This is a genomic window from Pseudomonas sp. PDM32 (assembly GCF_019219225.1).
GTDB lineage: Bacteria > Pseudomonadota > Gammaproteobacteria > Pseudomonadales > Pseudomonadaceae > Aquipseudomonas > Aquipseudomonas laurylsulfatiphila.
In genome coordinates, this window is the sequence record NZ_JAHUWE010000004.1 from 1 (window position 1) to 23153 (window position 23153).

The window sequence follows — 23153 nt, forward strand, 5'->3', positions numbered from 1 at the left end:
AGCGCTGTGAGGCGTTGAGCTAACCAATACTAATTGCCCGTGAGGCTTGACCATATAACACCCAAGCAATTTGCGTCGAAAGGCCAGATTGCGGTGTGTGAAGACGAAACGAACCGAAAGTTCGAGATACTCACAAAACACCAGCTGTCACATACCCAATTTGCTGAAGCGAGGCCAACTGGCCACGACTCAGTACCCGAATTTCTTGACGACCATAGAGCGTTGGAACCACCTGATCCCATCCCGAACTCAGAAGTGAAACGATGCATCGCCGATGGTAGTGTGGGGTTTCCCCATGTGAGAGTAGGTCATCGTCAAGATTAAATTCCGAAACCCCAATTGCGAAAGCAGTTGGGGTTTTGTTTTTGGCGTAGAAAAAGCGCGCGCAATCGAGCACAAATTGGCGCAGTTATTTTTGTCCCGGGACACTAGAATAGGTCCAACTTTTTAGAGTCAGAGCGCTTATGCCGGATTCGGTTGACGCCAAAGAGCTGTCAGAATTACCACTGGAAAATCTGGTTGCCTGCCATGAGTGCGACTTGCTCATGCGCAAGCCAGAGCTCGCCCATGGCGAAAAAGCCCTGTGCCCGCGCTGTGGCTACGAGCTTTATGCCAATCGGTACAACGTCGTACAGCGCAGTCTCGCCCTGGTTATAGCCGCCTTGTTGTTGTTTATTCCGGCGAACTTTTTACCCATCATGCAGCTCAATCTACTCGGGCAGTCTTCGCAAGACACTGTCTGGAGCGGCGTTGTCGCCCTTTTTGACACGGGCATGCAAAGCGTTTCAGTGATTGTATTCCTGTGCAGCATGGGGATCCCGCTGCTCAAGTTGCTGTGCCAACTGGCCGTATTGTTGAGTATCCGTTTTGATGTCGGGCGCAGCTACGGTTTGTTGCTCTATCGCATTTATCACCATATTCGCGAATGGGGGATGCTCGAGGTTTACTTCATGGGCGTGCTGGTGGCGATCGTCAAACTGGCAGATATGGCAGCCATCACCGTCGGCCTCGGCCTGGCGTGCTTCATTGGTTTATTGCTGATTCAAGTCTGGCTGGAGGTCGTAATGTCGCCTCATCAGATCTGGCAAGCGTTATCAGGAGAGGATGCCCATGCGGGCGATTGATGCAGGCATTCTGATTTGCAAGGAATGTCATGAATTGAACAGGCAGGAAGCTGATACCGACGAGCAGGTCTGTACACGCTGCGGAGCGTTGGTGCATGCACGCAGCCCGAATAGCCTGGTGCGCACCTGGGCATTGCTGATTACCGCCGCCATTCTTTACATACCGGCCAATTTGTTGCCGATCATGACCGTGAACTCCCTCGGCAAAGGATCGCCCAGCACGATCATGGCGGGTGTGGTCGAGTTGGTGCACTACGGCATGTTCCCCATTGCGGCCGTGGTGTTTATCGCCAGTATCGTGGTGCCCACGTTCAAGCTGGTGGGCATTGCTCTGCTGCTGTTTTCCGTGCAGCGCCGTCAGCCCCTTTCGGCTCGCCAGCGTATCTGGATGTACCGTTTCATTGAATTCATCGGCCGCTGGTCGATGCTCGATATCTTTGTGATTGCCATCCTCGTGGCGGTCGTGAATTTTGGGCGGCTTGCCAGTATCGAAGCCAATCTTGGCGCCATCGCCTTCGCCTCGGTGGTGATCCTGACGATGCTTGCCGCAGTAACTTTTGATCCCCGACTGATTTGGGACAACACGGAGTCGGACGACGACCATGACTGATTTGCCTGTAGCGAAAACCCGACCGGCTTCGAACTGGTCTGCCATTTGGGTGTTGCCCCTGATCGCCCTGATCATCGGCGGCTGGCTCGGCTGGCGTGCCTATAACGAGACCGGTATCGAGATTCAGGTACGCTTTGAAAGCGGCGAAGGCATTCAGGCCAACAAGACCGAAGTTGTCTATAAAGGCATGCCGGTCGGCAAGGTAAAGAGCCTCAAGCTGGATGACGAAGGCAGTTCCAAAGGCGTGATCGCCAGCATCGAAATGAACAAGGACGTGGAGCAATACCTGCGTACCAGCACGCGTTTCTGGCTGGTCAAGCCGAGCGTGACGTTGGCTGGGATTACCGGTCTTGAGACGCTGGTTTCGGGCAACTACGTAGCGATCAGTCCGGGCGAGGGTGAACCGGTTCGCAAGTTCAAGGCGCTGGCGCAGGAACCGCCGCTTTCCGATGCCCAGCCCGGCCTGCACCTGACCATCAAGGCTGACCGCCTCGGCTCGCTGAACCGTGGCAGTCCGGTGTTTTACAAACAGATCAAAGTGGGCCAGATCAAAAGCTATGTGTTGTCCGAGGACCAGAGTACCGTCGAGCTCAAGGTCTTCATCGAGCCGACTTACGCCAAACTGGTGCGCAAACACACTCGTTTCTGGAATGCCAGCGGCATCAGCATCGACGCCAATCTGTCGGGTGTGAAAGTTCGCAGTGAATCCCTGGCCAGTATCGTCGCCGGTGGCATTGCGTTCGCTACACCCGAAAACCGCAAGGACAGCCCGCCTACCGACCCAAGCCTGCCGTTCAGATTGTATGAAGATTTCGATGCCGCGGCGGCCGGTATCCGGGTCAAGGTCAAGCTCAGCGACTTCGAAGGCTTGCAGGCCGGTCGTACGCCGGTGATGTACAAAGGCATTCAGGTCGGCAATCTCAAGGCGCTGAAGGTCGATCCTGACCTGTCCGGGGCCACCGCTGAGTTGACGATGGACCCGTTGGCCGAAGATTACCTGGTCGACGGTACGCAGTTCTGGGTGGTCAAACCGTCGATTTCTCTCGCCGGGATTACCGGTCTCGAGGCGCTCGTCAAAGGTAACTACATCGCTGTGCGTCCTGGCGACAAGGGTGCCGCACCGCAACGGGAATTCGTGGCGCGGCCCAAGGCGCCCCCCCTGGATCTGCGTGCGCCGGGCCTGCACCTGGTGTTGTTCACCGAAAACCTTGGCTCGCTGGAAGTCGGCAGCCCGGTTCTCTACAAGCAGGTCAAGGTCGGTTCGGTACAGAGCTATCAGTTCTCGCGCACCAAAAAGCAATTGATCATCGGCGTGCATATCGAGAAGGAGTACGAGGATCTGGTCAACGCCTCGACACGCTTCTGGAATGCCAGCGGCATCACGCTTTCGGGGGGACTGACCGGTGGCATTCAAGTCAAGAGTGAATCGCTGCAAAGCCTGATGGCCGGCGGTATTGCCTTTGAAACCCCGGAAGCCAAGGCGCCGCTACAAAAGCGCATTCCACGTTTCCGCTTGTTCGCCAGCCATGACGACGCCACGCAAAAGGGCGAAGTGATTACCATCAAGGTCGATCGCGCCGATGGATTGCGTACGGGCACGCCGATTCGCTTCAAGGGCCTGGATGTCGGCAAAATCGAGGATGTTGACCTGAGTGACGACCTGCAATCGGTGCTGCTGACCGCGCGGATTACCGAAGTGCCGGAGCGCATCGCCCGGGTCGGCAGTCAGTTCTGGGTGGTCAAGCCTGAACTGGGGCTGATCAAGACATCGAACCTTGAAACCCTGGTGACCGGGCAATACATCGAAGTGCTGCCGGCTGCCAAGAATCTGGGGCCGCAGAAAAGCTTCATGGCCCTGGCCAGCCCGCCTGAAGCTGTAAAGCGTGAAGACGGTTTGAGTCTGGTGTTGAGCGCCGCTCGTCGCGGTTCGTTGAAGGCCGGTGTGCCGGTGACGTATCGCGAAATCACGGTGGGCAAGGTAACGGGTTATGAACTGGGGCAGACCGCTGATCGTGTGCTGATCCATATCCTGATCGAGCCGAAGTACGCGCCACTGGTGCGTAGCGGCACGCGATTCTGGAACACCAGCGGTTTCGACTTCGATGTCGGACTGTTCAGGGGTGCAACGGTGCGCACTGAATCCCTGGAGACGATGATTCAGGGCGGTGTTGCCTTCGCCACGCCGGACGGCGAGCGCATGGGCAGCCCGGCGCGACCGGAGCAGACATTCGCGTTGTTCGACAAGTTCGAAGAGGAATGGCTGACCTGGGCGCCGAAGATTTCGCTCGGCAAGTAGTTTTTTGGTGTCTGTGCTGCTCGCGAAGAGGCCTTCAAATGCACCGAAAGCCTAAAAACAAGTCGTAAAAAAGGCCGCGATCCATTGGACCGCGGCCTTTTTCATTGTCTTCGATTCAAGCCTCAGACCGCATCCAGCTCCGGTTCATCCGCTTGTTCGTTGACCGTCGCCTTCACCTGATCGTGACGACGGATGTACTTCCAGTCCGCCTCGTCGATGTAGATGCCGGCCGGGCCGCTGCCGCCTTCCAGGTCGATGGCGACACTGGCGCAAACCTGCGGCTTCACGCTCGCCAGGATCGGCACGAAGCCCAGTTGCAGGCTGGTTTCCAGCAACGCGGCCTGGTTCTTCTCATCGATGTCCGCCGCTTCATCGAGGTAGTACGGCAGGCGTACACGACCGGCCTGGTCACGGTCCATCAAGTGCAGCAACAAGTACATGTTGGTCAGCGCCTTGATGGTCATGGTGGTGCCGTTGGACGCGGCGCCGTCGATGTCGGTGTGGATCACCGGTTGGCCGTTGACCTTGGTGATCTCGAACGCCAGCTCGAACAAGTCCTTGAGGCCGAGCTGGTTGTGGTTCGCCGCCACCAGTCGCGCCAGGTACTCCTTGGCCTCTTCGTTCTTGTTGTCCTGCTCGGCACTTTGGCTGAGGTCGAAGACCGACAGGGTTTCGCCTTCCTCGTACTGACCGGCGCTGTGGATGATCTGGTCGATGTGCTTGAGCGCTTCCTTGTTCGGTGCGAGCACGATGCGGAAGCTTTGCAGGTTGGAGACCTGGCGTTTGTTGATTTCGCGGTTGAACAGCGCCAACTGGTGTTCGAGGCTGTCGTAGTCGCTGCGGATGTTGCGCAGGGTCCGGGCGATGTCCGTCACGGCGGCACGGCGAGCCTTGCCCAGGGTCAGGGCTTCGTCGGTGCGGTGCGCATAGGCGTTGATCAACAGTTGCAGGCGACGCTCCATATCGTCTTCACTGTCGAACTTGGCCACGCCCTTGAGGCGCACCTGTGCGTACAGCGCTTCGATCTGGCCATCGGCCCGCAGCAGGCCTTGCCAGCTGTCCTGATAGTCGTTGAGCAGCGGCAGCAGGTTGTCCATGGAGTCGTCGATCGGGTCCATGAACGGCGTGCCGAACGGCAGGTCCGCCGGCAACAGCTGACGGCGGCGCAGGGCGTCGTCGAGGGTGCGTTGCTTGGCTTCCATGTCGCCGATCTGCCGGCCGACCAGTTGCAGCTTGGCCGACAGTTGCTGGACGCGCTCGGTAAAGGCATCGCTGGAACGTTTCAATTCGTCCTGTGCGGCTTCCATCTGAGCCATCTGTTCCAGCTTGTCGCCTTCTTCGGCGCTCAGGGTTTGCGCGCGACGGAAATCTTCCAGGGCTTTCTGCGCATCCAGCACTTGCTGGTACAGCACTTCAGTCTGGGTCTTGCTCGCGGCACGGTCGGCAGCCACGGCTTGCTGGGTTTTCAGTTGCTTGAGTTCTTTTTCCAGGCGTTCTTTCTGGTCGCGTAGGGCCGCGCGGTCAGCCAGGGCTTGCAAGGCCGGCGGTTCGATGTGCGAGATGTCGATGGACAGGCCCGGCACTTCGAAGCGTTCACCTTTGAAGCCGTCGAGGATCAGCTCCACGGATTTCACCCACTCGCCGTTTTCGTCGAGGGTGATGCCTTGTTCGCCCAGCGGCAGGCTGAACAGTGCACTGTTGAACAGGCGCATCAGGCGCTCGACGTCCTGCTGCGAGAATTCTTCGCGAAGTCGGGCGTAGCTGTTGTTGTCGGCGTGATCGAGCTGCTGCTTGACCGACTTCAGGCGTTTTTCCAGGTCGCGCAGACGCTCGTCGAGGTCTTCGGCGCTGAACTGGCGAGACTGCGCCAAGGCGCCGGCCAGTTCATCGTGGGCGTCCTTGGCGGCCAGCAGTTGCTGCTCCAGCACCTTGACGTCATCGACCAGGGCAAAGCGATGCTTGAGCACCGATAATTCGCCGAGCCAGCGCTGGATGCCGGTGATTTCCCGTTCCAGGCGCATCAGTTCCTGAGTGCCACCGCGCTGGTCGTTTTGCAGGGCGTCCTGCTCGTTGCGGTAGTGCTCGGCCTGAATGGTCAGTTCTTCCTTGCGCGCACTGGCGTAGTCCGACCAGGTGCCCAGCAGTGAATCGAGCAGCGGCGAGATGCGGTGCAGCTTGCCGCGCAGAATGTCGCGTTGCTTCACGCCGTTGGCCAGCGCTTCGACCAGCGGACCGGCGGCGACCAGCGAGTTGTAGTCCTGCTCCATGCGTCGTACATCGCGGAAGGCTTCTTCGCACGCGGCAATGTAATCGACGCTGCCGGATCGCAGGCTGTGTTCGAAGGCATCGAGGAACAGTTGCTTGAGTTTGGCCGCGGTGATTTCGCGCATGTGCAGCAGGTTGATGAACAGTGCGCGGAAGGTCTTCAGGCTCTGCTCGCTGGTGGAGCGCAGCGGGATCAGCGTCAGGTCCAGGGGGATCGAGGTGTGGCCACCGACCAGTAAGCGGCGTAGTTCGTCCGGCTTGAGTTCGTAGGCTTTCAGGCCTTCGCGTTCAAGGTTGGTGAACAATTCTTTCTGACGCAGGCAGGTGTCGTTTTTCTGGTAGTGGGCCAGGTCCAGCTTGCCGGCGTAGGCAAAGAACTGGTGACCGAAACCACCACCGGGGCCGCGACCGACCACGCCGATCACATGCGGACCGTGGGGCAGGTTGACTTCGACCAGGATGTAGCTGGTGTCCGAGGCGAAGTAGAAGCGCCGGGATTGTTCCAGGCTGTACTTGCCGAAGCTCATGTCCGACATGCGCGCCAGGATCGGGAACTGCAAGGCGTTGATCGAGGCGGATTTACCGAGGTTGTTCGCGCCGTACACCGACAGCGGCTCTTCCAGCGGGAACAGGCCGAGGCTGTAGCCGGCGGTGTTCAAAAGGGCAAAGCGGCGGATGCCGTAACGTTCCTTGCTCATGCGTCGAGCTCCTGTTCTTCGGCAATGGCCCGGGCCAGGGCGTCTTCTTCGCTTTCACTTTCGAATTCGCTCAAGTCGAGCGGGTCGTCGGTCTGCAGCAGTTTTTCGTCGCTGTCTTCGTCGATCAGCACCGGCACCGGCAATGGCAGGACGCTGTGCAGGCTGGCGGCCAGATCGCGGTCCTGCTGCACCGACAGGCACACATCGAGGAAACGGTGCATCGGTGGCAGGAAACGGTAGACGCCGTTTTCTTCACTGGCGAAACCGAGCTGGGTCATGCGGCGCATGATCTTTTCTTCCAGCTCGTCCTGGGTCTGCACTTCGGCCTGGATGAACAGGTCGCGGTACTTTTCCAGCAGCGAGGGCAGCTCATCGCGGCCGAGGCTACCACCGTCGAGCACGGAGATCGGGTCGCGGCCCTGGTCGGCCAGGTGCTCGACGAGGATGAAGGTGAACAGCGCCAGGCGCTGGGCGGTCTTGTTCACCGCCGCTGCCGCGAGGTCCGGCACGAAGTAGTAGAAGCCGCGGGTGTCGCAGACCAGTTCAAAACCCAGTGCCTTGAACAGCGTGCGGTATTGGTCCTGAAAGTTCGACAACTGTGCGTACAGCTCCGGATCGCGGCGGCTGACGTGGTAACCCTTGAACAGCTCGCGAAAGATCGGAGCCAGATGGGACAGTTCGGATAGATCAAGATGCATAAGGAGTGCTCGCAGAATTCTCGGTGGCGTCATCGCTGACCGAGAGCAGGGCGAAGGAGCGCAGGCTGACCTGGTGCTCGTGAGTATGGTATTCGCGACGTTCCAGACGCTCGCGCTTGAAGCGTTTTTCCCGCGACAGGCGCGAGAACCAGTACAGCAATTCGTCGGTGGCGCCGTCCGGTTCCTGCTCCAGCAGCCAGGTCATCAGGTCCGGCATCGGCAGGGCGTCTTCGCAGCGCTCGAGCATTTCCCGAACCGTACGAGGCGCGCGTGGTGCATCGCCGCCCTTGTGGGTCTTGTGCGCCTTGGGGAAACGCGCCGGTTTCGGTTCGAAACGCGCCAGCGCGTAGACGTAGGCTTCAACCTGACTGGCGCTGCCGAGGAAAGTGCTTTGCGGTCGTGTGAACAGCGGCATCGCCGCTTGTGGTACGGCGTCGATGCCCTTGCGCCGGATGGCGGCCAGGGCCAGCGCTGCGCCACGGGTCACGGCATTGTGCCGGCGGGCCTCTTCACGCAACGGCAAGAGCAGCTCGCGGGCATGACGCAGGGTCAGCTGGGCGCTGGTCTGCATTTCGAGGATGCGCGCGTGGGTGCGCAGCAGCATGTCGTCGTCGACCAGGTGGCCGAGGCGCTGCTGTTCGCTGAGCATCTTCAGCAGCACGGTCTCGACCTTGCGCACGCCTTGTTCGAAGGCGCCGTCGGCGTTCACCAGATCAATCATCGGCTCGACGTATTCGTCCCAGGTTGCCAGCACTTCCGCATAACGCTGGCGCAACGGAATCTGCCGGTCGCTGGTTTTCGCCCGTTCGGCGACGGCCACCAGTGCCTGTTCGTCGTTATCGAGTTTTTTCAGCACGTCACGCACGCGCATGTCGAGCAGGCGCAACTGGCGGGCCAGGTCATTACCGTCGCGGATGTCGAACGCGTCCTGGATATAGCCGGCCAGGCGCTCAAGGTGGCGCAGGTAGGCTTCGATCTCCAGGCACAGGCCCAGGCGGTGTTCACGGCGCAGATAGGCGAGGAAGTCGTGAATCTGCGCATTGAGCTCGAAACGGTTCGGGCTTTTGGCCACGGGAACCAGGATGTCGAGGCGAATCCACACGTCGAGCAGGCTGGTAATGTCCTGTGGCGTGCTGTCGAGTTGCTGGGCGGCCAGTTGCGTGCGCAGTTCGTTGAGGCTCAGTGTGCCTTGGTCGAAGTGCTCGCACAGTGGCTCCAGAAGTGCCCAGTGTTCAGCGAGGGCGCGCAAGACGCGCTTGGGTTCGATCATCGGAATGGCCGGCTGGTTGGCGATTAAAAGCAGCGATTGTACTGCATCGGGGGCAATGCGATTCACTCTCGGGACGGGCTGTTGTTTTTTCTGTCCGTGAAGTCTATCGATCAACAGCGCGCGATCTTGTGCGAACGGCGGTAGAATCAGCGCACTTTAGTTATCCACAAGTGGCCGACCTTTGCTTATCGAGTCCCGTCGTCGCGCTTATTTGAACGCCATGCAGGTGGTCAACTGGCTGCCGCGCACCGAATTGCCCTTTGCTGCGCCGTCACGCCCCGAGCTGCTGGAGATACCCGAGCCGGCCGTGGTCGCGCCTGTCGTGCCGGCTGTCGTGGCTGAGACGCCCGTGGCGCCTGTGGTCAAACCGGCCGAGCGGGTGAAGATCGAGGTGCCGCGGCCATCGCTGGCGAGCACCCGCACCGGTGCCAAACCGGTGGAAGAGGCCGAAGAGGCACCCGTCGTGGTCAAGGCACCGGTCGTGCCGCCGCCGCGTTTCGCCCTGCAATTGCTGCGGGCCGGGCGTTGCCTGCTGCTGGTGGAGTTACCCACAGGCGAATCCTTCCAGACCCGCGACCCTGCTTATCTGCTGCTCAAGGACATGCTGCGCGCCGCCGGTCTGCCGGACAGCCCGCAGATCGTCGGCGAGCCGGTGCGCTGGCCGCTGCTGGTGCGTGGCACGATGGACCAGGGCCCGGAGGCGGCCCGCGACTTCGTGCAAGGTTTTCTCTCGGTGCGCATGGAAGAAACGCCATGCGCCTGCCTGTGGCTGATCGGCCTGCCCGCCGTGCGTTTTGCCGGCGAAGCGGATGCCGAGGCGTTCAATCGCGAATTGCAGATCGAAGGCCTGGGCGCGGCCTGGGCGGTACCGGGCCTGGAATTATTAATGGAAGAGCCACAGCGTAAGGCTGATGTCTGGCAAGCCATGCGTCGGCTGATGGCGCGCTGGAAAGAATCGAATGAGTGACGCTGTATCGTTTCGCCCGATGACCGAGGCGGACCTGGAAACCGTGCTGAAAATCGAGTACGCGGCCTATAGCCATCCCTGGACCCGCGGGATTTTCCTCGACGGCCTGGGCAAGTACCAGATCTGGCTGATGTTCGAAGGCCAGCAACAGGTGGGCCACGGTGTGGTGCAGATCATCCTCGACGAGGCGCACCTGCTGAACATCACGGTCAAGCCGGAAAACCAGGGCCGCGGCCTGGGGCTGACATTGCTGGAGCATTTGATGTCGATTGCCTACAAGGCCGACGCCCGGGAGTGTTTCCTGGAAGTGCGCGACAGCAATACCGCGGCGTTCAAACTGTATGAGCGTTATGGTTTCAACGAAATTGGCCGGCGCCGGGATTACTACCCGGCGGTGGGTGGGCGCGAAGATGCGGTGGTCATGGCCTGCACATTGGTCGATTGAACACTGTACATGGCCTGCACGTTGGTCGATTGAACCCTGTAGGAGCTGCCGAAGGCTGCGATCTTTTGATCTTTCTTTTGATCTTTTAGTCGTATTACACAAGGATCAAAAGATCGCAGCCTTCGGCAGCTCCTACAGATGTCCGTAAGGCTCAGCGTTTTTTGTCGAGAGGATCGCGCCGCGCCAGTTCCGCCTCATCCAGGCCAGTGCCACCGCCAATATCGTCCTCATCGACGATGCTCAGGTCCCAATCCGCGCGATTATCATTGCCCGCCTCCTGGGCATCCCGGGCGCCGTCTTCACGGATCAGGGTTTCCGGGCTCAGGTCGTCGTCGGTAGGTTGATGGTCGCCGGTCGAGGCGCCCGTGAGGCCTGCTTCACGTCCGCGGCGGGGCGGCATCAGTTGTTCGCGCTCGTTTTCCGGCAGTTCGTCACCGATCCTGGCGCTGGGTTCTTCGGTGTCGAAATCCAGCTCACGCACCGAACCCATGCGGTCTTCGTTATCATCGACGGGTTCCGGTTGCACCGCATCGTACGGACGTCGTGAATCATTCATGGCAATTCCTCATACTGTAGGCCTTACTACGGTTGACCCACGTGGCTACCGAGAATTCCACCGGCATGGAGCCCCGAGTACCGGATCTGGAGAGCATCCGCATTTCGCGCGTGACCCCGACGGACGGTTGTCAGTCAAAGCTGCGCATCATTCTTGAGGCTTCAAAGCATGAACGAATTACAAGATCTGATTGATAACAACGAGCGTTGGGCCGCTGCGATCAAGGAGGAAGATCCTGACTTCTTCGCCAAGCTGGCCCGTCAACAGACCCCGGAGTTCCTGTGGATCGGTTGTTCCGATGCCCGGGTGCCGGCCAACGAGATCGTTGGCATGCTGCCGGGCGATCTGTTCGTACACCGTAATGTGGCCAACGTCGTGCTGCACACCGACCTCAACTGCCTGTCGGTGATTCAGTACGCGGTCGACGTACTCAAGGTCAAGCACATCCTCGTCACCGGCCACTATGGCTGCGGCGGCGTGCGCGCCTCGATGCAGGATCGCCAGTTCGGCCTGATCGACGGCTGGCTGCGCTCGATTCGCGACCTGTATTACGAAAAGCGCGAAGAACTCGCCAAACTGGCCACCGAAGAAGAGCGGGTCGACCGTCTCTGCGAACTCAACGTGATCCAGCAGGTGGCCAACGTCGGGCACACCAGCATTGTGCAAAACGCCTGGCACCGTGGGCAGAGCCTGTCGATCCATGGCTGCATCTACGGTATCAAGGACGGTCGCTGGAAGAGCCTGAACGCCACCATCAGCGGCTTCGAGCAGTTGCCGCCGCAGTACCGCCTGCGTCCGTTCGAACCCCTGTAAAGCCCTTCAGCGCGGACTTTGCCGACGCCACTGTTGCAAAAACAGCTGGCCGTCGGCGTTCGGCGCTTCATCGAAGCCGGTAATCCAGCCCCGGCAGTTGTACGAACCGCAGAGGCAGGCGAACTGGTGCAGCAGTTGGTCTTCCGTGGCAGCGTAATCCATCGACAGCCGGTCACCTTTCTGAATGTCTTTGAGCGCCCACAACCACAGCTCACTCATGTCGAGAAATACGTTCGGGTCGCAAGAGTGGCGCAGCAGCCCACAGAAATGCGGGTCATGGACATGAATATCGCGGGCCAGTTGTCGGGTATGTCGGCCACGACAGGGCAGCAGATGCCCCGATACCCGGCAGATCCGGCTTATGCGGGGGAACTCGCGCAACGCTGCCGCGGCCATGGGCGTGCCCTGGTCGTTCGAAAGAATCTCGAAATCGGCCTGGGATGGATATCCGAGGTGCAGGGGTAGCTCCACAAATGGGTAAATACCCTGCGGCGGTGACGCGAGAGACTTGCGCAGTGCATCGGCTTTCATAACGATCCCTGTCGGCTGGGTGCTGCGACATCCATCGGCTGACGGTCCAGTCAGCGCTGCAGCACATGGGTACAGCCCAAGCCTCTCGCAGATATCGCGGGCGGTCTACTGTCATAACTGACAGGTTGACTGCCGATAGTCGGTTTACAGCGGTGGCGCGGGCAGGGCGGTGGCCGGTGCGGGTGCCTTGAGCTGTTTGAGCTGCAACTGGATCGCTGCTGTCGAGCATTTGGCCGCCGCCTGTCCCGGCGTCAGGTTGCGAATCGAGGTGTAGAACAGCGCACAGGTTTTTTCCTTTTCGGCCACTTGCCAGGTTTGTGTGCAGGTTTTCAGCTCGATATCGGCATTGCTGTCCGGTTGGCGGCCCATGACGGCCTGCCAGCAGGCGGCACTCAAATCCTGACCCATGACTTTCAGTCCCGCCGCATCGGCCTTGGCCTTGGCATCGTTGCCGGAATAGTTTGCCGGATCGGCGGCATACCAGATGTAGCTTGGGTGGTTGGAACCCAGCACCCGCACTTTCACTCCGTCACTCGGGCTGATCATCGCCAGCCCCAGCACATTCACAGTCGCCCCGTATTGTTGCTTGATCCAGTCACGCACCGGTGAGCCGAAGGCGACCATCGGCAATGTCTCACCGCTGGCGTGCAGGCTGACGTTCCTGACCATGGTGGTCTGGTAGTCGTTGAAGTAGCTGTAGACGCCCTCCAGGTCCTTGCCGGCGTTGGAGGGGGCGGCGATAGGGGCGATGTCGATGATGGTTTGAAAGGCCGGCGTCTGCTCGGTCGGGATGCCATTAACGGTGAGCAGCGAGGCCCAGCGATCCGTGGTGGCGGACTTCAGGTAATCCTGGGCCTGGGTCAACGAATAGTCGGGCGGGAAGTGCAGCAGCTCGACACTTTTGCGGTTCTCCAGGGCCATGCCCAGCGGCAGGAACAGGTACCAGCTGTACGCCCACTTGCCGTCGGCATTCAGTTTGCTGGCGCCGTTATAGGCCAGGTCACCGGCATCGAGCAGTGCTGCCAAAGGTTTTTCATAGCTATTGGGCACGCCGATGATTTGCGCGTGGAGCTGACCGTTATCGGTTTTGACCAGAACCTTCGCGTCGCCGTAGCCATCGCGCTGCACGCTCTGGGTCAGGTAATGCTCGACGGTTTGCTCGAGCGTCCAGTTGCGAAAGCAGATCACGTTGCAATTGTTGGGGTAGGCGAAGAGGCGGGTAACGCGTTCGGTCGTGCCCAGCTTCAAATTGACATCGGCATGGGCGGTGGTGCTCAGGGTGAGGGCTGCGAGGGTGAGTGCCGCAAGTTTGAACATGCTCAGATCCTTTTCAGCGTATTAGACCAGCAGATACTGAAACCGACGGGCGGAACAACAAGGGGCCGATCAATACCGTAATGCTGTTCACTTAAGAGATAGAGCGAACAATAAGCAACCTGTGGCGAGGGAGCTTGCTCCCGCTGGACTGCGCAGCAGTCCCATTTTTAGGGCCGCTTCGCGCCCCAACGGGAGCAAGCTCCCTCGCCACGGATACAGTGTTCGTCCTTACGTGAGCAGCATTACGATCAATACCGGCCCTTTTTTTGGGTTACGGCATGACTGGCGGCAAATACGCCAGCGTCGTCCCCAGTGCCCATAACAACACTAGCACCAGTGGCGTGTGTACCAGCAACTGCACGAACGAGAAACCGATCAGGTCCCGCGCCTTCAGCCCCAACACGCCCAGCAATGGCAGCATGTAGAAGGGGTTGATCAGGTTCGGCAAGGCTTCGGCGGCGTTGTAGATCTGTACCGCCCATCCCAGGTGATAGTTCAGGTCATTGGCCACCTGCATCACGTACGGCGCTTCGATGATCCACTTGCCGCCACCGGACGGGATGAAGAAACCGAGGATCGCCGAGTACACGCCCATCAGCAGGGCATAGGTGTCGTGGGAGGCAATGCTGACGAAGAAGGTCGAGATGTGATGCGCCAGGGTCTGCGCATCGGCGCCCTTGACCGTGGTCATCAGTGCCGCGATCGAGCCATACAGCGGGAACTGGATCAACACCCCGGTGGTGGTCGGCACCGCACGGGACACGGCATCCAGAAAGCTGCGAGGGCGCCAGTGCAGCAGGGCACCGAGCATGATGAACAGGAAGTTGTAGGTGTTCAGCCCGGAAATCGCACTGATGGCCGGTTTGGTCGAAAACTCATGGAACAACCACCCGGCAGCCAGCAACACCAGCAGAATCGTCAGCAGCGGGCTGTGTTCCAGCCATTCGCCTGGGCGGGTGCGCGGTTGCAGCGGTGGCAGGTTGAAACTCGGGTCGACACCACAGGCCTTGGCGTCACGCGCCGAATTCGGGCCGGGGGCGGTGGCGTAGGCGATGATCAGCGAAATCACGATCAAGGCCAGCAACATCACGCCGGACTGCCAGAGAAAGATCGTCTGGGTAAATGGAATCACCCCGGTGATCGACAGAATCGAGGGTGGCAGGCTGGCCGGGTTGGCCTGCAATTGAGCGGCCGATGACGACAGGCCCAGGGCCCACACGGCACCGAGCCCCAGGTAGGCGGCGGCACCGGCGGCACGGTAATCCATTTTCAGATCTGTGCGGCGGGCGAGGGCGCGCACCAGCAATCCGCCGAACACCAGGGACAAGCCCCAGTTGAGCAACGAGGCGACCATCGAGATCAGCGCGACCCAGGCCACGGCAGAACGGCCGTTTTTCGGGATTTTCGCCAGGCGGTCGATCAGTTTTACCGCCGGCGGTGAACTGGCAACCACATAACCGCCGATCACCACGAAAGCCATCTGCATGGTGAAGGGGATCAGGCTCCAGAAGCCATCGCCGAACGCCATGGCAGCGTCGGTGGGCTTGGCGCCCATGGCCATGGTGGCCACCGCCACGATAATCACCGCCAGGGCAGCAAACACCCAGGAGTCGGGGAACCAGCGTTCGGCAAAACTTGAACAGCGCAGGGCGAAGCGGGCGGAGCGGCTATCTTCGATATCAGCGGCCACGGGAGTACCTCGGATTTTTATGTTTGTTGTGGTCTTCGGGGCAGTAACCGCCCGTCTGGACAGACGCCAACATTAATTCAAGCCGTGGATTTTTGCGGGGCTGATTTGTGGCTATGGGACTTTGGTCTAACGGGTTGTCCGCCAGCGCGTTTGCGTAGACCATGGGCGCCTTGGTTTTTGCCTGTGCCAGAGTTCTTTACATGACTGCCAACACCGATTCGCGCCCGGCGCCGTTCAGCCGTTCGGACTACAAGACCCTGGGGCTCGCCGCCCTCGGCGGGGCGCTGGAAATCTACGACTTCATCATTTTCGTGTTTTTCGCCCTGACCCTCAGCCAGCTGTTCTTCCCGCCGGAAATGCCCGAGTGGCTGCGCCTGCTGCAAAGCTTCGGGATTTTCGTCACCGGTTACCTGGCGCGACCGTTGGGCGGCATCCTGATGGCGCACTTCGCCGATCGCCTGGGGCGCAAGAAAGTCTTCAGCCTGAGCATCCTGATGATGGCGTTGCCCTGCCTGCTGATCGGGATCATGCCGACCTACGCGCAAATCGGATATTTCGCCCCCTTGTTGCTACTGGTCCTGCGCGTTCTCCAAGGCGCGGCGGTGGGCGGCGAAGTGCCGAGTGCCTGGGTTTTCGTCGCCGAGCATGCGCCGATCGGTCACCGGGGTTATGCCCTGGGGTTCCTGCAGGCGGGGCTGACGTTCGGCTATCTGATCGGTGCATTGACCGCGACCTTCCTGGCCCAGGCCTTCACTCCGGTGGAAATTCTCGATTACGCCTGGCGTTACCCGTTCCTGCTCGGCGGCGTGTTTGGTGTGATCGGCGTCTGGCTACGTCGCTGGCTCAGCGAAACCCCGGTGTTCATGGCCATGCAGGCGCAGCGCGAGGCAGCCGGCGAACTGCCTCTGCGCACGGTCCTGCGCGAGCATCGACTGGCCATTTTGCCGGCGATGATTCTCACCTGTGTGCTGACCTCGGCCGTGGTGGTTTTCGTGGTCATTACCCCGACCATGATGCAGAAAACCTTCGGCATGACCGCCAGCCATACCTTCGCCTTGAGCGCACTGGGCATCGTGTTCCTGAACATCGGCTGCGTGCTCGCGGGGCTGCTGGTCGACCGCATTGGCGCCTGGCGCACGGTGATGCTCTATAGCCTGCTGCTGCCGCTGGGCATCGGTGTGCTTTACGGCTGCCTGATCATGGGCGGTGACTGGATCGGCCTGGCTTACGCCGTGGCAGGGCTGGCCTGCGGAGTGGTCGGCGCGGTGCCATCGGTGATGGTCAGCCTGTTCCCGGCGCGGATTCGCGTCTCGGGCATCTCGTTCACCTACAACATTGCTTATGCCGCTTGGGCGAGCATCACACCGCTGTTGCTGATCGGCCTGATGCCGTGGAGTCCCTGGATCTGCGTGATGTTCAGTGCGGTGATGGGCGCGGTGGGCGTGGGCAGTGCGGCGTACTTCGGTGTGCGGATGCCAAGAATTGCTGGCTGTTCTGCCGCTGGTGCGCATTGATCGGGCCCGTTGTAACTATTTTTGTAGGACAAACCTGAAACACGCTTAAGTAAACGTTTCCAAGGCCGATGGTTAGGCTGCATATCGCTTTCCATCCCTGTCCATCGGTGCTTTCCCATGTTCAATAAACGCTTGAAGCAGGAGCTATTGGCTCTTCGTGAAGAACTCTCCAGCCTCCAGCAAGTGAAGGAAAGTCTGGAAAGCGAGATGCTGGTGCTGACCCTCGACAGTGATGGACTTGTTCAGTCGGTCAATCAAAACTTCCTTGCTGAAATGCATTACAAGAGCGCCGACCTGATCGGCCGGCACATCGACGACCTCGTCCCGGAACACGTGAAATTCGACGAATTCCAGCAGCGCTTCAAGAACGCGCTGACCCGTGGCGAGCACTTCGCCGGTGCGGTACGCCTGTTGCGCGGCACGGGGCAGGAAGCCTGGTTGCGTTCGATTCTGCAGCCAGTGCGCTCGGCGGACGGTCGGATCAAGTGTTTCTCGATCTTCTCCAGCGACCTGACCCGCACCATCGAGGCCTCCCGCGAACACGAGAACCTGATCGGTGCGCTGGTGCGCTCCACGGCGGTGATCGAATTCGACCTCAACGGCAACGTGCTGACCGCCAACGACCGCTTCCTCGCTGGCATGGGTTACAGCCTGGCGCAGATCAAGGGTAAGCATCACCGCACCTTCTGCCAGCCGGAGGAATACAACAGTGCCGAGTACCAGGACTTCTGGCGTCGGCTGAACGCGGGTGAGTACGTGGCCGGCCGTTTCAAGCGTGTCGACAGCCATGGTCGTACCGTCTGGCTTGAGGCGTCCTACAACCCGGTGACCGATGCCAACAATAATCTCTACAAAGTGGTGAAGTTCGCCACGGTGATTACCGATCAGGTCAATCAGGAACAGGCCGTCGCCGAGGCCGCCAACATTGCCTACAGCACCTCGCAGCAGACCGACCAAAGCGCCCAGCGCGGCAACGCCGTGGTGACCCAGGCCGTGGACGTGATGCGTGACCTGGCCAAACACATGCAAACCGCCGGCGACGGCATCGAAGCCTTGAACGAGCAGTCGCTGGTGATCGGTACCATCGTCAAAACCATCAGTGGCATTGCCGAACAGACCAACCTGCTGGCGCTCAACGCGGCCATCGAAGCGGCGCGTGCGGGCGAGCAGGGTCGCGGCTTCGCCGTGGTGGCGGATGAAGTCCGGCAACTGGCATCGCGCACCAGCCAGGCCACCGACGAAATCGTCCTCGTGGTGCGGCAGAACCAGGACATGGCGCGCAACGCCGTGGCCTTGATGACCGATGGCAAACTCCAGGCCGAACAGGGCCTGGCACTGGCGGCGGAAGCGGGCACGGTGATTGTCGAGATCCAGGACGGCGCACAGAAAGTGGTCAATGCGGTGGGGCAGTTTGCCAATCAGTTGTCCAACTAGATTCTGATTGCCAAGAGATCGCAGCGTGCACACCAATCCAATGTAGGAGCTGCCGCAGGCTGCGATCTTTTGATCTTTTGATCTTTTGATTTCTATTCGGGCGGATCAATCCGATACAGCGCCCGGTTCACCGCCAGTTCCCCCAGCATGATGACTTGGGCAATCCCCAACAGCGTATTTCGACTTGTCCCTTCCGTACGATCCGCCAGATCCATGGTCATGACATTGGCCGAGGCCAGCGACTCACAGGCATGGGCCAGCAGGGTTTCGGTGTCGAGTTCCGGGTCGACGATGAACATCGTGCTGAGTTTGCGCGGGGTGGCCATGATATTGGCGGCTGAGGGAATGGGGTCGGATGGGGGTGTGGGATCGATGCCTGGCGGATCCGGTGTCACTTTAACCATAAGCTGATTTCTCCTGAGTGGGGCCGCCAACTCTTCTCTACTAAAAGAAGGGTGGCGACTGTACGCAGGTTAGTAGACCGGGGAGATCAGCATTTACCGGCGCGCCGAAGCGCCCTGCGCACAGCCACCATCAAGTTCAGGGATGGGGATACCTGACTGACAGAGCCTATGCACTTTACTGATAACACCACGGGCTACTAAACCCGATCACTGACAATCAGTGACGCGAATCAAGTTACCGAGCGGCCCCAAGGCGCACAAGCCGGCGGATTCTGGCGTACCTGTAGGCAACGACGCAAGGCGCTGTGGCTTTCGCGAAGTAACTTGGCGAGCTTTTAAACACGCAAAAACCTGCACGCCAAAAAGCTCCTGAAAGAGATCGAAAAGCCCTCGACTTGTCCCCCTTCAAGTACGTCGAATTAGTCCTGCAGACCCCACACGCCAACATCCCGGATGCATCCTGCGCGCATACCAGAAGCCTCCTGTTCAGGGCCATAAAAGGCGCCAAGGTTCGGAGGGGCTGGGAGAAGCGGGTAGCGCTGGAAGTGTGCGCCGTGTTCGCGAGAGTATGAAGGTTGCCAACGTGTCCCCGTGCGATGGGCTCGGCATTGGGGAGCAGAACTGCTGCGGGTTCAAATTGCAGCGCCCAAGTTTCTTTGGCCCACTCTGTAGGAGCTGCCGCAGGCTGCGATCTTTTCATTTGGGATGTCGCTACAATCAGCTCCTTTCCCCTTGGAGCAGACATCCATGAGCGCTTCCCACCGCCGTCCGGTTCCCTTGTCCAAGGCTTATCGTCTGCTCAATCATGGCCCGACCGTGCTGGTCAGCGCCGCCCACGATGGCCGGCGCAATATCATGGCGGCAGGCTGGGCCATGCCGCTGGATTTCGAACCACCGAAAATTGCCGTGGTGCTGGACAAGTCGACCTGGACTCGCCAATTGCTGGAAGCCTCGGGCACGTTTGTGTTGAACGTTCCTTGCGCTGCCCAGGCCGACATCGTGCAGACCGTCGGTTCGACCTCCGGCCTGGAATTGACCCAGGGCCAGGGGCGCGACAAGTTCGCGACCTACGACTTGCAGACCTTCACCGGTGAATCGGTCGATGCGCCGCTGCTCGAGGGTTGCGTGGCCTGGCTGGAATGTCGCCTGTTGCCAGAACCGAACAACCACCAGCAATACGATCTGTTCCTGGCCGAAGTGATTGCCGCCCAAGCCGACGAGCGCGTGTTCAGCGAAGGGCGTTGGCACTTCGAAGGGCAAGACGCCTTGCGCACCTTGCACCATGTGGCGGGCGGGCACTTCCTGACCATTGGCGAGCCGGTGGACGGCAAGAGCTTGCAGCCGTAAGGTTTCGACTATTGAGGTTGTAAGCACATTCACCAGGAGGCCAGGCGATGAAAAAACTGCGTGTAGGGATAATCTTTGGCGGGCGCTCGGCAGAGCATGAAGTGTCGTTGCAATCGGCGAAGAATATCGTCGACGCCCTCGATCGCTCACGCTTCGAGCCGGTGCTGATCGGCATCGACAAACAAGGCCACTGGCACCTCAACGACCCTTCAAATTTTTTGCTGAATCAGGAAAACCCGGCGCTGATCGCCCTCAATCAGTCCAATCGCGAGCTGGCCGTGGTGCCCGGAAAAGCCAGCCAGCAACTGGTGGAAACCAGCAGTCAGGAAATGCTCGGCCACGTCGATGTGATTTTCCCGATCGTCCACGGCACCCTTGGTGAAGACGGTTGCCTGCAAGGTTTGCTGCGCATGGCCGATCTACCGTTTGTCGGCTCCGATGTGCTCGGCTCGGCCGTGTGCATGGACAAGGACATCAGCAAGCGTCTGCTGCGTGATGCCGGCCTGGCCGTGACGCCGTTCGTGACATTGACCCGCGCCTCGGCGGCGCGCACCGGGTTTGCCGAGGTTCAGTCCCTGCTCGGTTTGCCGCTGTTCGTCAAGCCGGCGAACCAGGGCTCTTCCGTGGGCGTGAGCAAGGTCACCGACGAGGCCGAATACAGCGCAGCGGTGGAGCTGGCGTTGAGTTTCGATACCAAGGTGTTGATCGAATCCGCCGTCAGCGGCCGCGAGATTGAATGCGCAGTGCTCGGCAATGAAGAGGCGATCGCCAGTGGTTGCGGCGAGATTGTGGTGCGCAGCGGGTTCTATTCCTACGACAGCAAATACATCGACGACACGGCCGCTGAAGTCGTGGTGCCGGCCAATATCAGCGTCGAGGCCAGCGAGCGTATTCGCGCCCTGGCTGTCGAGGCGTTCCAGGTGCTGGGCTGCTCCGGCTTGGCCCGTGTCGATGTGTTCCTGACCGACAGCGGCGAAGTGCTGATCAACGAAATCAACTCGCTGCCCGGTTTCACCCGCATCAGCATGTACCCGAAATTGTGGCAGGCCACCGGCATGACCTACAGCGAGCTGGTGACGCGGTTGATCGAACTGGCGCTGGAAAAACATCAGGTTCGGCAGGGGTTGAAGATCAGTCGTTAAGTGCGCTGCTGATTTTCGTCTGCTCATGAACAAAAGGGCCTACCCACCGGTAGGCCCTTTTTTGTTCTCGCGTGCGACTCAATCCCCCAGTGCCTGCCCCTCACGCCGCGGGTCGGCACCTCCCGTCAGTGATGCTTTGCCCTGGGCGTCCTTGACCCGAACAATCGCCTGGGTGCCGCTGGTCATGTCGATTTCGCTCACGCTGTGCCCTTTGTCTTTCAGCGCCTGAATCAGCGCGGGGCTGAACTGGCCCCTTTCCAGTTCTGTCGGGCCGTTGCGGCTGCCGAAGTTGGGCAGGTTGATGGCCGCTTGCGCATCGAGATTCCAGTCAAGCAGGCCGATGGTGGATTTGGCCACGTATTCGATGATTTGCGAGCCGCCGGGGGAGCCGACAGTGGCGAGGAATTCGCCGCTCTGGCGGTCGAAGATCAGAGTCGGCGCCATGGACGAGCGCGGGCGTTTGCCAGGTTCGACGCGGTTGGCGACTTTCTGCCCGTTTTCCTCGGGGATGAACGAGAAGTCGGTCATCTCGTTATTGAGCATGAAACCCTGAACCATGATGTGCGAGCCGAACGCCGATTCGATGGTGGTGGTCATCGACACGGCGCCGCCTGCGTCATCGACGGCCACCACTTGCGAGGTGGAAATCCGCAGCGGCGAACGGTCCGGCGCATAGGCCACCTGGATGCCCGGCGGCGTGCCGGGTTTGGCCGTGCCCATGCTGCGTTCGCCGATCAGGGCGGCGCGGCTGGCGAGGTAGGCCGGGTCGACCAGGCCTTTGACCGGCACGGGCACGAAGTCGGTATCGGCCAGGTACTGCGCGCGGTCAGCGTAGGCCAGGCGTTCGGCTTCCGAGATCAGGTGCACGGCTTGCGGGTCGGGTTCGCTGCCGGCCGGGGCTGTGGTCTTGACCGGTTTCAGCGGTGCCAGCGCCAGGCGCTTGTCGCGAGTTTCCAGGGCTTGCAGCGTACCGAGGATCTGCGCCACGGCGATCCCGCCCGACGACGGTGGCGACATGCCGCAGACCTGCCAGCGCTTGTAGTCGGTACACAGCGGTGCGCGTTCCTTGGCCTGATAGTTGGCGATATCGGCCAGGGACAGGCTGCCGGGGTTGGCGTGGCCCTGGACCTTGGCGGCGATTTCCTCGGCGACCGGGCCTTTGTACAGGGCATCCGGGCCTTCGTGGGCGATGCGTTTGAACACGGCCGCCAGTGCCGGGTTCTTCAGGTTGGTGCCGACGGCTTTCGGGCTGCCATCGGCATTACGGAAGTAAGCCATCATTTCCGGCGAGCGTGGCATGGACGAATCTGCAGCGATCAACTGGTGCAGGCGTGGCGAAATGGCAAAGCCTTGCTCGGCGAGCCGGATGGCCGGTTCAAACAGCTGCGCCCAGGGCAGGCGTCCGTGTTTTTTGTGGGCCAGTTCGAGGGCGCGCAATACGCCGGGCGTGCCCACCGAGCGGCCGCCAATCTGCGCCTGGGTAAAGCCCATCGGTTGTCCATTGGCTTGCAGGAAAAGCTTTTCGGTGGCACCGGCCGGGGCGGTTTCACGCCCGTCGTAGGTGCGCACGGCTTTGCCATCCCAAAGTACGATCAATGCGCCGCCACCGATGCCCGACGACTGTGGCTCGACCAGCGTCAACACCGCTTGCATCGCAATCGCGGCATCGATGGCCGAACCGCCCCGGCGCAGCATCTCCCGCCCGGCTTCGGCCGCCAGCGGGTTGGCCGCCGCTGCCATGTATTTCTCGGCGTGTTGAGTTTTCAGGTCGGTGCGGAAACCGGAAGCGCTTTCCGGGGCGAGCGGCAGCGTCGGCACCGAGGCGTTATTGCACGCGGCCAGGGTCAAGGCACTGACGACCAGTGCCAGGGCAGGCAGGCGATAGTGGCCTAAAGGGAAGATTGAGAACACGTGGGGCACTCCGTCCGTTGGATCTACGATCAGTGGACTTTATCGGCCGACCGGGAGGGACGCAAACCAGGGTCCCATGGCACTAACGTTTTTGTCCTTCATCAAAGGCAGGAATTTCTGT

The 23153-nt window shown here is 60.4% G+C and carries 18 protein-coding genes, 1 rRNA gene and 2 pseudogenes; 12 read left to right on the top strand and 9 right to left on the bottom strand.

All coding sequences use genetic code 11. From position 1 onward, the window contains the following. Positions 1-204: 204 nt before the first annotated feature. The 4 genes from rrf to KW846_RS08665 all read left to right on the top strand — a co-directional run bounded on the left by rrf (position 205) and on the right by KW846_RS08665 (position 4030). Positions 205-320: ribosomal RNA gene (gene rrf / locus KW846_RS08650) — 5S ribosomal RNA — on the top strand. Positions 321-464: 144 nt separating this feature from the next. Next, positions 465-1124, top strand: a complete 660-nt coding sequence (locus KW846_RS08655) for a paraquat-inducible protein A (protein WP_116581240.1) — start codon at positions 465-467, stop codon at positions 1122-1124. Next, positions 1111-1734, top strand: coding sequence for a paraquat-inducible protein A (locus KW846_RS08660; RefSeq protein WP_007978040.1), 624 nt, complete (start codon positions 1111-1113; stop codon positions 1732-1734). The genes KW846_RS08655 and KW846_RS08660 overlap by 14 nt, the downstream gene beginning before the upstream one ends. After that, positions 1727-4030: an intermembrane transport protein PqiB gene (locus tag KW846_RS08665; RefSeq protein WP_218481981.1), complete on the top strand. Its 2304-nt coding sequence runs from the start codon at positions 1727-1729 to the stop codon at positions 4028-4030. Before KW846_RS08660 ends, KW846_RS08665 begins: the two co-directional genes overlap by 8 nt. Before the next feature lie 122 nt (positions 4031-4152). On the opposite strand, the gene mksF is transcribed toward KW846_RS08665, so the two are convergent. From mksF to mksB, 3 genes are read right to left on the bottom strand one after another with little or no spacing between them, the layout of a single operon-like run. Next, complete coding sequence (mksF, locus tag KW846_RS08670) at positions 4153-6993, bottom strand: Mks condensin complex protein MksF (RefSeq protein ID WP_218481982.1); 2841 nt, start codon at positions 6991-6993, stop codon at positions 4153-4155. Continuing rightward, positions 6990-7691 carry an Mks condensin complex protein MksE gene (mksE, locus tag KW846_RS08675; RefSeq protein ID WP_007978043.1) on the bottom strand — a complete coding sequence of 234 codons (702 nt, stop codon included), beginning with the start codon at positions 7689-7691 and terminating at the stop codon, positions 6990-6992. Before mksE ends, mksF begins: the two co-directional genes overlap by 4 nt. Further along, a complete protein-coding gene (gene mksB, locus KW846_RS08680) occupies positions 7681-8961 on the bottom strand; it encodes an Mks condensin complex protein MksB (RefSeq protein ID WP_162130293.1) in 1281 nt (426 codons plus the stop codon). The genes mksE and mksB overlap by 11 nt, the downstream gene beginning before the upstream one ends. Positions 8962-9181: 220 nt before the next feature. On the opposite strand from mksB, the gene KW846_RS08685 reads away from it, so the two are divergent. After that, positions 9182-9928, top strand: a complete 747-nt coding sequence (locus KW846_RS08685; RefSeq protein ID WP_218482205.1) for an energy transducer TonB — start codon at positions 9182-9184, stop codon at positions 9926-9928. Then, positions 9921-10373 (top strand): ribosomal protein S18-alanine N-acetyltransferase, encoded by a 453-nt coding sequence (gene rimI, locus KW846_RS08690; protein ID WP_007978046.1) that lies wholly within the window; start codon positions 9921-9923, stop codon positions 10371-10373. Before KW846_RS08685 ends, rimI begins: the two co-directional genes overlap by 8 nt. A gap of 151 nt (positions 10374-10524) precedes the next feature. Here rimI and KW846_RS08695 read toward each other — a convergent pair whose 3' ends face one another. Beyond that, complete coding sequence (locus KW846_RS08695) at positions 10525-10929, bottom strand: serine kinase/phosphatase (protein WP_218481983.1); 405 nt, start codon at positions 10927-10929, stop codon at positions 10525-10527. 168 nt (positions 10930-11097) lie between these two features. On the opposite strand from KW846_RS08695, the gene can reads away from it, so the two are divergent. Continuing rightward, complete coding sequence (gene can, locus KW846_RS08700; RefSeq protein WP_007978048.1) at positions 11098-11742, top strand: carbonate dehydratase; 645 nt, start codon at positions 11098-11100, stop codon at positions 11740-11742. 6 nt (positions 11743-11748) lie between these two features. On the opposite strand, the gene KW846_RS08705 is transcribed toward can, so the two are convergent. From KW846_RS08705 to KW846_RS08715, 3 genes are all read right to left on the bottom strand, one after another. Continuing rightward, on the bottom strand, positions 11749-12273 hold the full coding sequence (locus tag KW846_RS08705) for an SET domain-containing protein-lysine N-methyltransferase (protein WP_218481984.1): 525 nt from the start codon (positions 12271-12273) through the stop codon (positions 11749-11751). Between the two features lie 144 nt (positions 12274-12417). Beyond that, positions 12418-13590: a hypothetical protein gene (locus KW846_RS08710; protein WP_218481985.1), complete on the bottom strand. Its 1173-nt coding sequence runs from the start codon at positions 13588-13590 to the stop codon at positions 12418-12420. 271 nt (positions 13591-13861) lie between these two features. Beyond that, positions 13862-15280, bottom strand: a complete 1419-nt coding sequence (locus KW846_RS08715) for a short-chain fatty acid transporter (RefSeq protein ID WP_007978051.1) — start codon at positions 15278-15280, stop codon at positions 13862-13864. 200 nt (positions 15281-15480) lie between these two features. Here KW846_RS08715 and KW846_RS08720 point away from each other — a divergent pair, with 200 nt between their 5' ends. From KW846_RS08720 to KW846_RS30350, 3 genes and pseudogenes are all read left to right on the top strand, one after another. After that, positions 15481-16794: an MFS transporter gene (locus KW846_RS08720; protein WP_218481986.1), complete on the top strand. Its 1314-nt coding sequence runs from the start codon at positions 15481-15483 to the stop codon at positions 16792-16794. Between the two features lie 207 nt (positions 16795-17001). Further along, positions 17002-17640: pseudogene (locus KW846_RS30345) on the top strand (PAS domain-containing protein); the annotation flags it as partial. A 150-nt stretch (positions 17641-17790) separates the two neighbouring features. Then, positions 17791-18228: pseudogene (locus KW846_RS30350) on the top strand (methyl-accepting chemotaxis protein); the annotation flags it as partial. A 92-nt stretch (positions 18229-18320) separates the two neighbouring features. Here the strand turns inward: KW846_RS30350 and KW846_RS08730 are convergent. Continuing rightward, on the bottom strand, positions 18321-18632 hold the full coding sequence (locus KW846_RS08730) for a DUF6124 family protein (RefSeq protein WP_218481988.1): 312 nt from the start codon (positions 18630-18632) through the stop codon (positions 18321-18323). 747 nt (positions 18633-19379) lie between these two features. Between KW846_RS08730 and KW846_RS08735 the strand changes: the two genes are divergently transcribed. Then, positions 19380-19979, top strand: coding sequence for a flavin reductase family protein (locus KW846_RS08735; RefSeq protein ID WP_218481989.1), 600 nt, complete (start codon positions 19380-19382; stop codon positions 19977-19979). Positions 19980-20026: 47 nt separating this feature from the next. Further along, a complete protein-coding gene (gene ddlA / locus KW846_RS08740; protein ID WP_218481990.1) occupies positions 20027-21121 on the top strand; it encodes a D-alanine--D-alanine ligase in 1095 nt (364 codons plus the stop codon). A 78-nt stretch (positions 21122-21199) separates the two neighbouring features. Here ddlA and ggt read toward each other — a convergent pair whose 3' ends face one another. Next, positions 21200-23032: a gamma-glutamyltransferase gene (gene ggt, locus KW846_RS08745; RefSeq protein WP_218481991.1), complete on the bottom strand. Its 1833-nt coding sequence runs from the start codon at positions 23030-23032 to the stop codon at positions 21200-21202. Positions 23033-23153: the final 121 nt, after the last annotated feature.

Coding starts and splice junctions, on each gene's coding strand:
- KW846_RS08685 (WP_218482205.1), top strand. CDS start 9,182: ATGCAGGTGGTCAACTGGCTGCCGCGCACCGAATTGCCCTTTGCTGCG.
- rimI (WP_007978046.1), top strand. CDS start 9,921: ATGAGTGACGCTGTATCGTTTCGCCCGATGACCGAGGCGGACCTGGAA.
- KW846_RS08665 (WP_218481981.1), top strand. CDS start 1,727: ATGACTGATTTGCCTGTAGCGAAAACCCGACCGGCTTCGAACTGGTCT.
- KW846_RS08660 (WP_007978040.1), top strand. CDS start 1,111: ATGCGGGCGATTGATGCAGGCATTCTGATTTGCAAGGAATGTCATGAA.
- mksB (WP_162130293.1), bottom strand. CDS start 8,961: ATGATCGAACCCAAGCGCGTCTTGCGCGCCCTCGCTGAACACTGGGCA.
- KW846_RS08720 (WP_218481986.1), top strand. CDS start 15,481: ATGACTGCCAACACCGATTCGCGCCCGGCGCCGTTCAGCCGTTCGGAC.
- KW846_RS08710 (WP_218481985.1), bottom strand. CDS start 13,590: ATGTTCAAACTTGCGGCACTCACCCTCGCAGCCCTCACCCTGAGCACC.
- KW846_RS08705 (WP_218481984.1), bottom strand. CDS start 12,273: ATGAAAGCCGATGCACTGCGCAAGTCTCTCGCGTCACCGCCGCAGGGT.
- KW846_RS08695 (WP_218481983.1), bottom strand. CDS start 10,929: ATGAATGATTCACGACGTCCGTACGATGCGGTGCAACCGGAACCCGTC.
- mksE (WP_007978043.1), bottom strand. CDS start 7,691: ATGCATCTTGATCTATCCGAACTGTCCCATCTGGCTCCGATCTTTCGC.
- can (WP_007978048.1), top strand. CDS start 11,098: ATGAACGAATTACAAGATCTGATTGATAACAACGAGCGTTGGGCCGCT.
- ddlA (WP_218481990.1), top strand. CDS start 20,027: ATGAAAAAACTGCGTGTAGGGATAATCTTTGGCGGGCGCTCGGCAGAG.
- KW846_RS08730 (WP_218481988.1), bottom strand. CDS start 18,632: ATGGTTAAAGTGACACCGGATCCGCCAGGCATCGATCCCACACCCCCA.
- mksF (WP_218481982.1), bottom strand. CDS start 6,993: ATGAGCAAGGAACGTTACGGCATCCGCCGCTTTGCCCTTTTGAACACC.
- KW846_RS08735 (WP_218481989.1), top strand. CDS start 19,380: ATGAGCGCTTCCCACCGCCGTCCGGTTCCCTTGTCCAAGGCTTATCGT.
- KW846_RS08655 (WP_116581240.1), top strand. CDS start 465: ATGCCGGATTCGGTTGACGCCAAAGAGCTGTCAGAATTACCACTGGAA.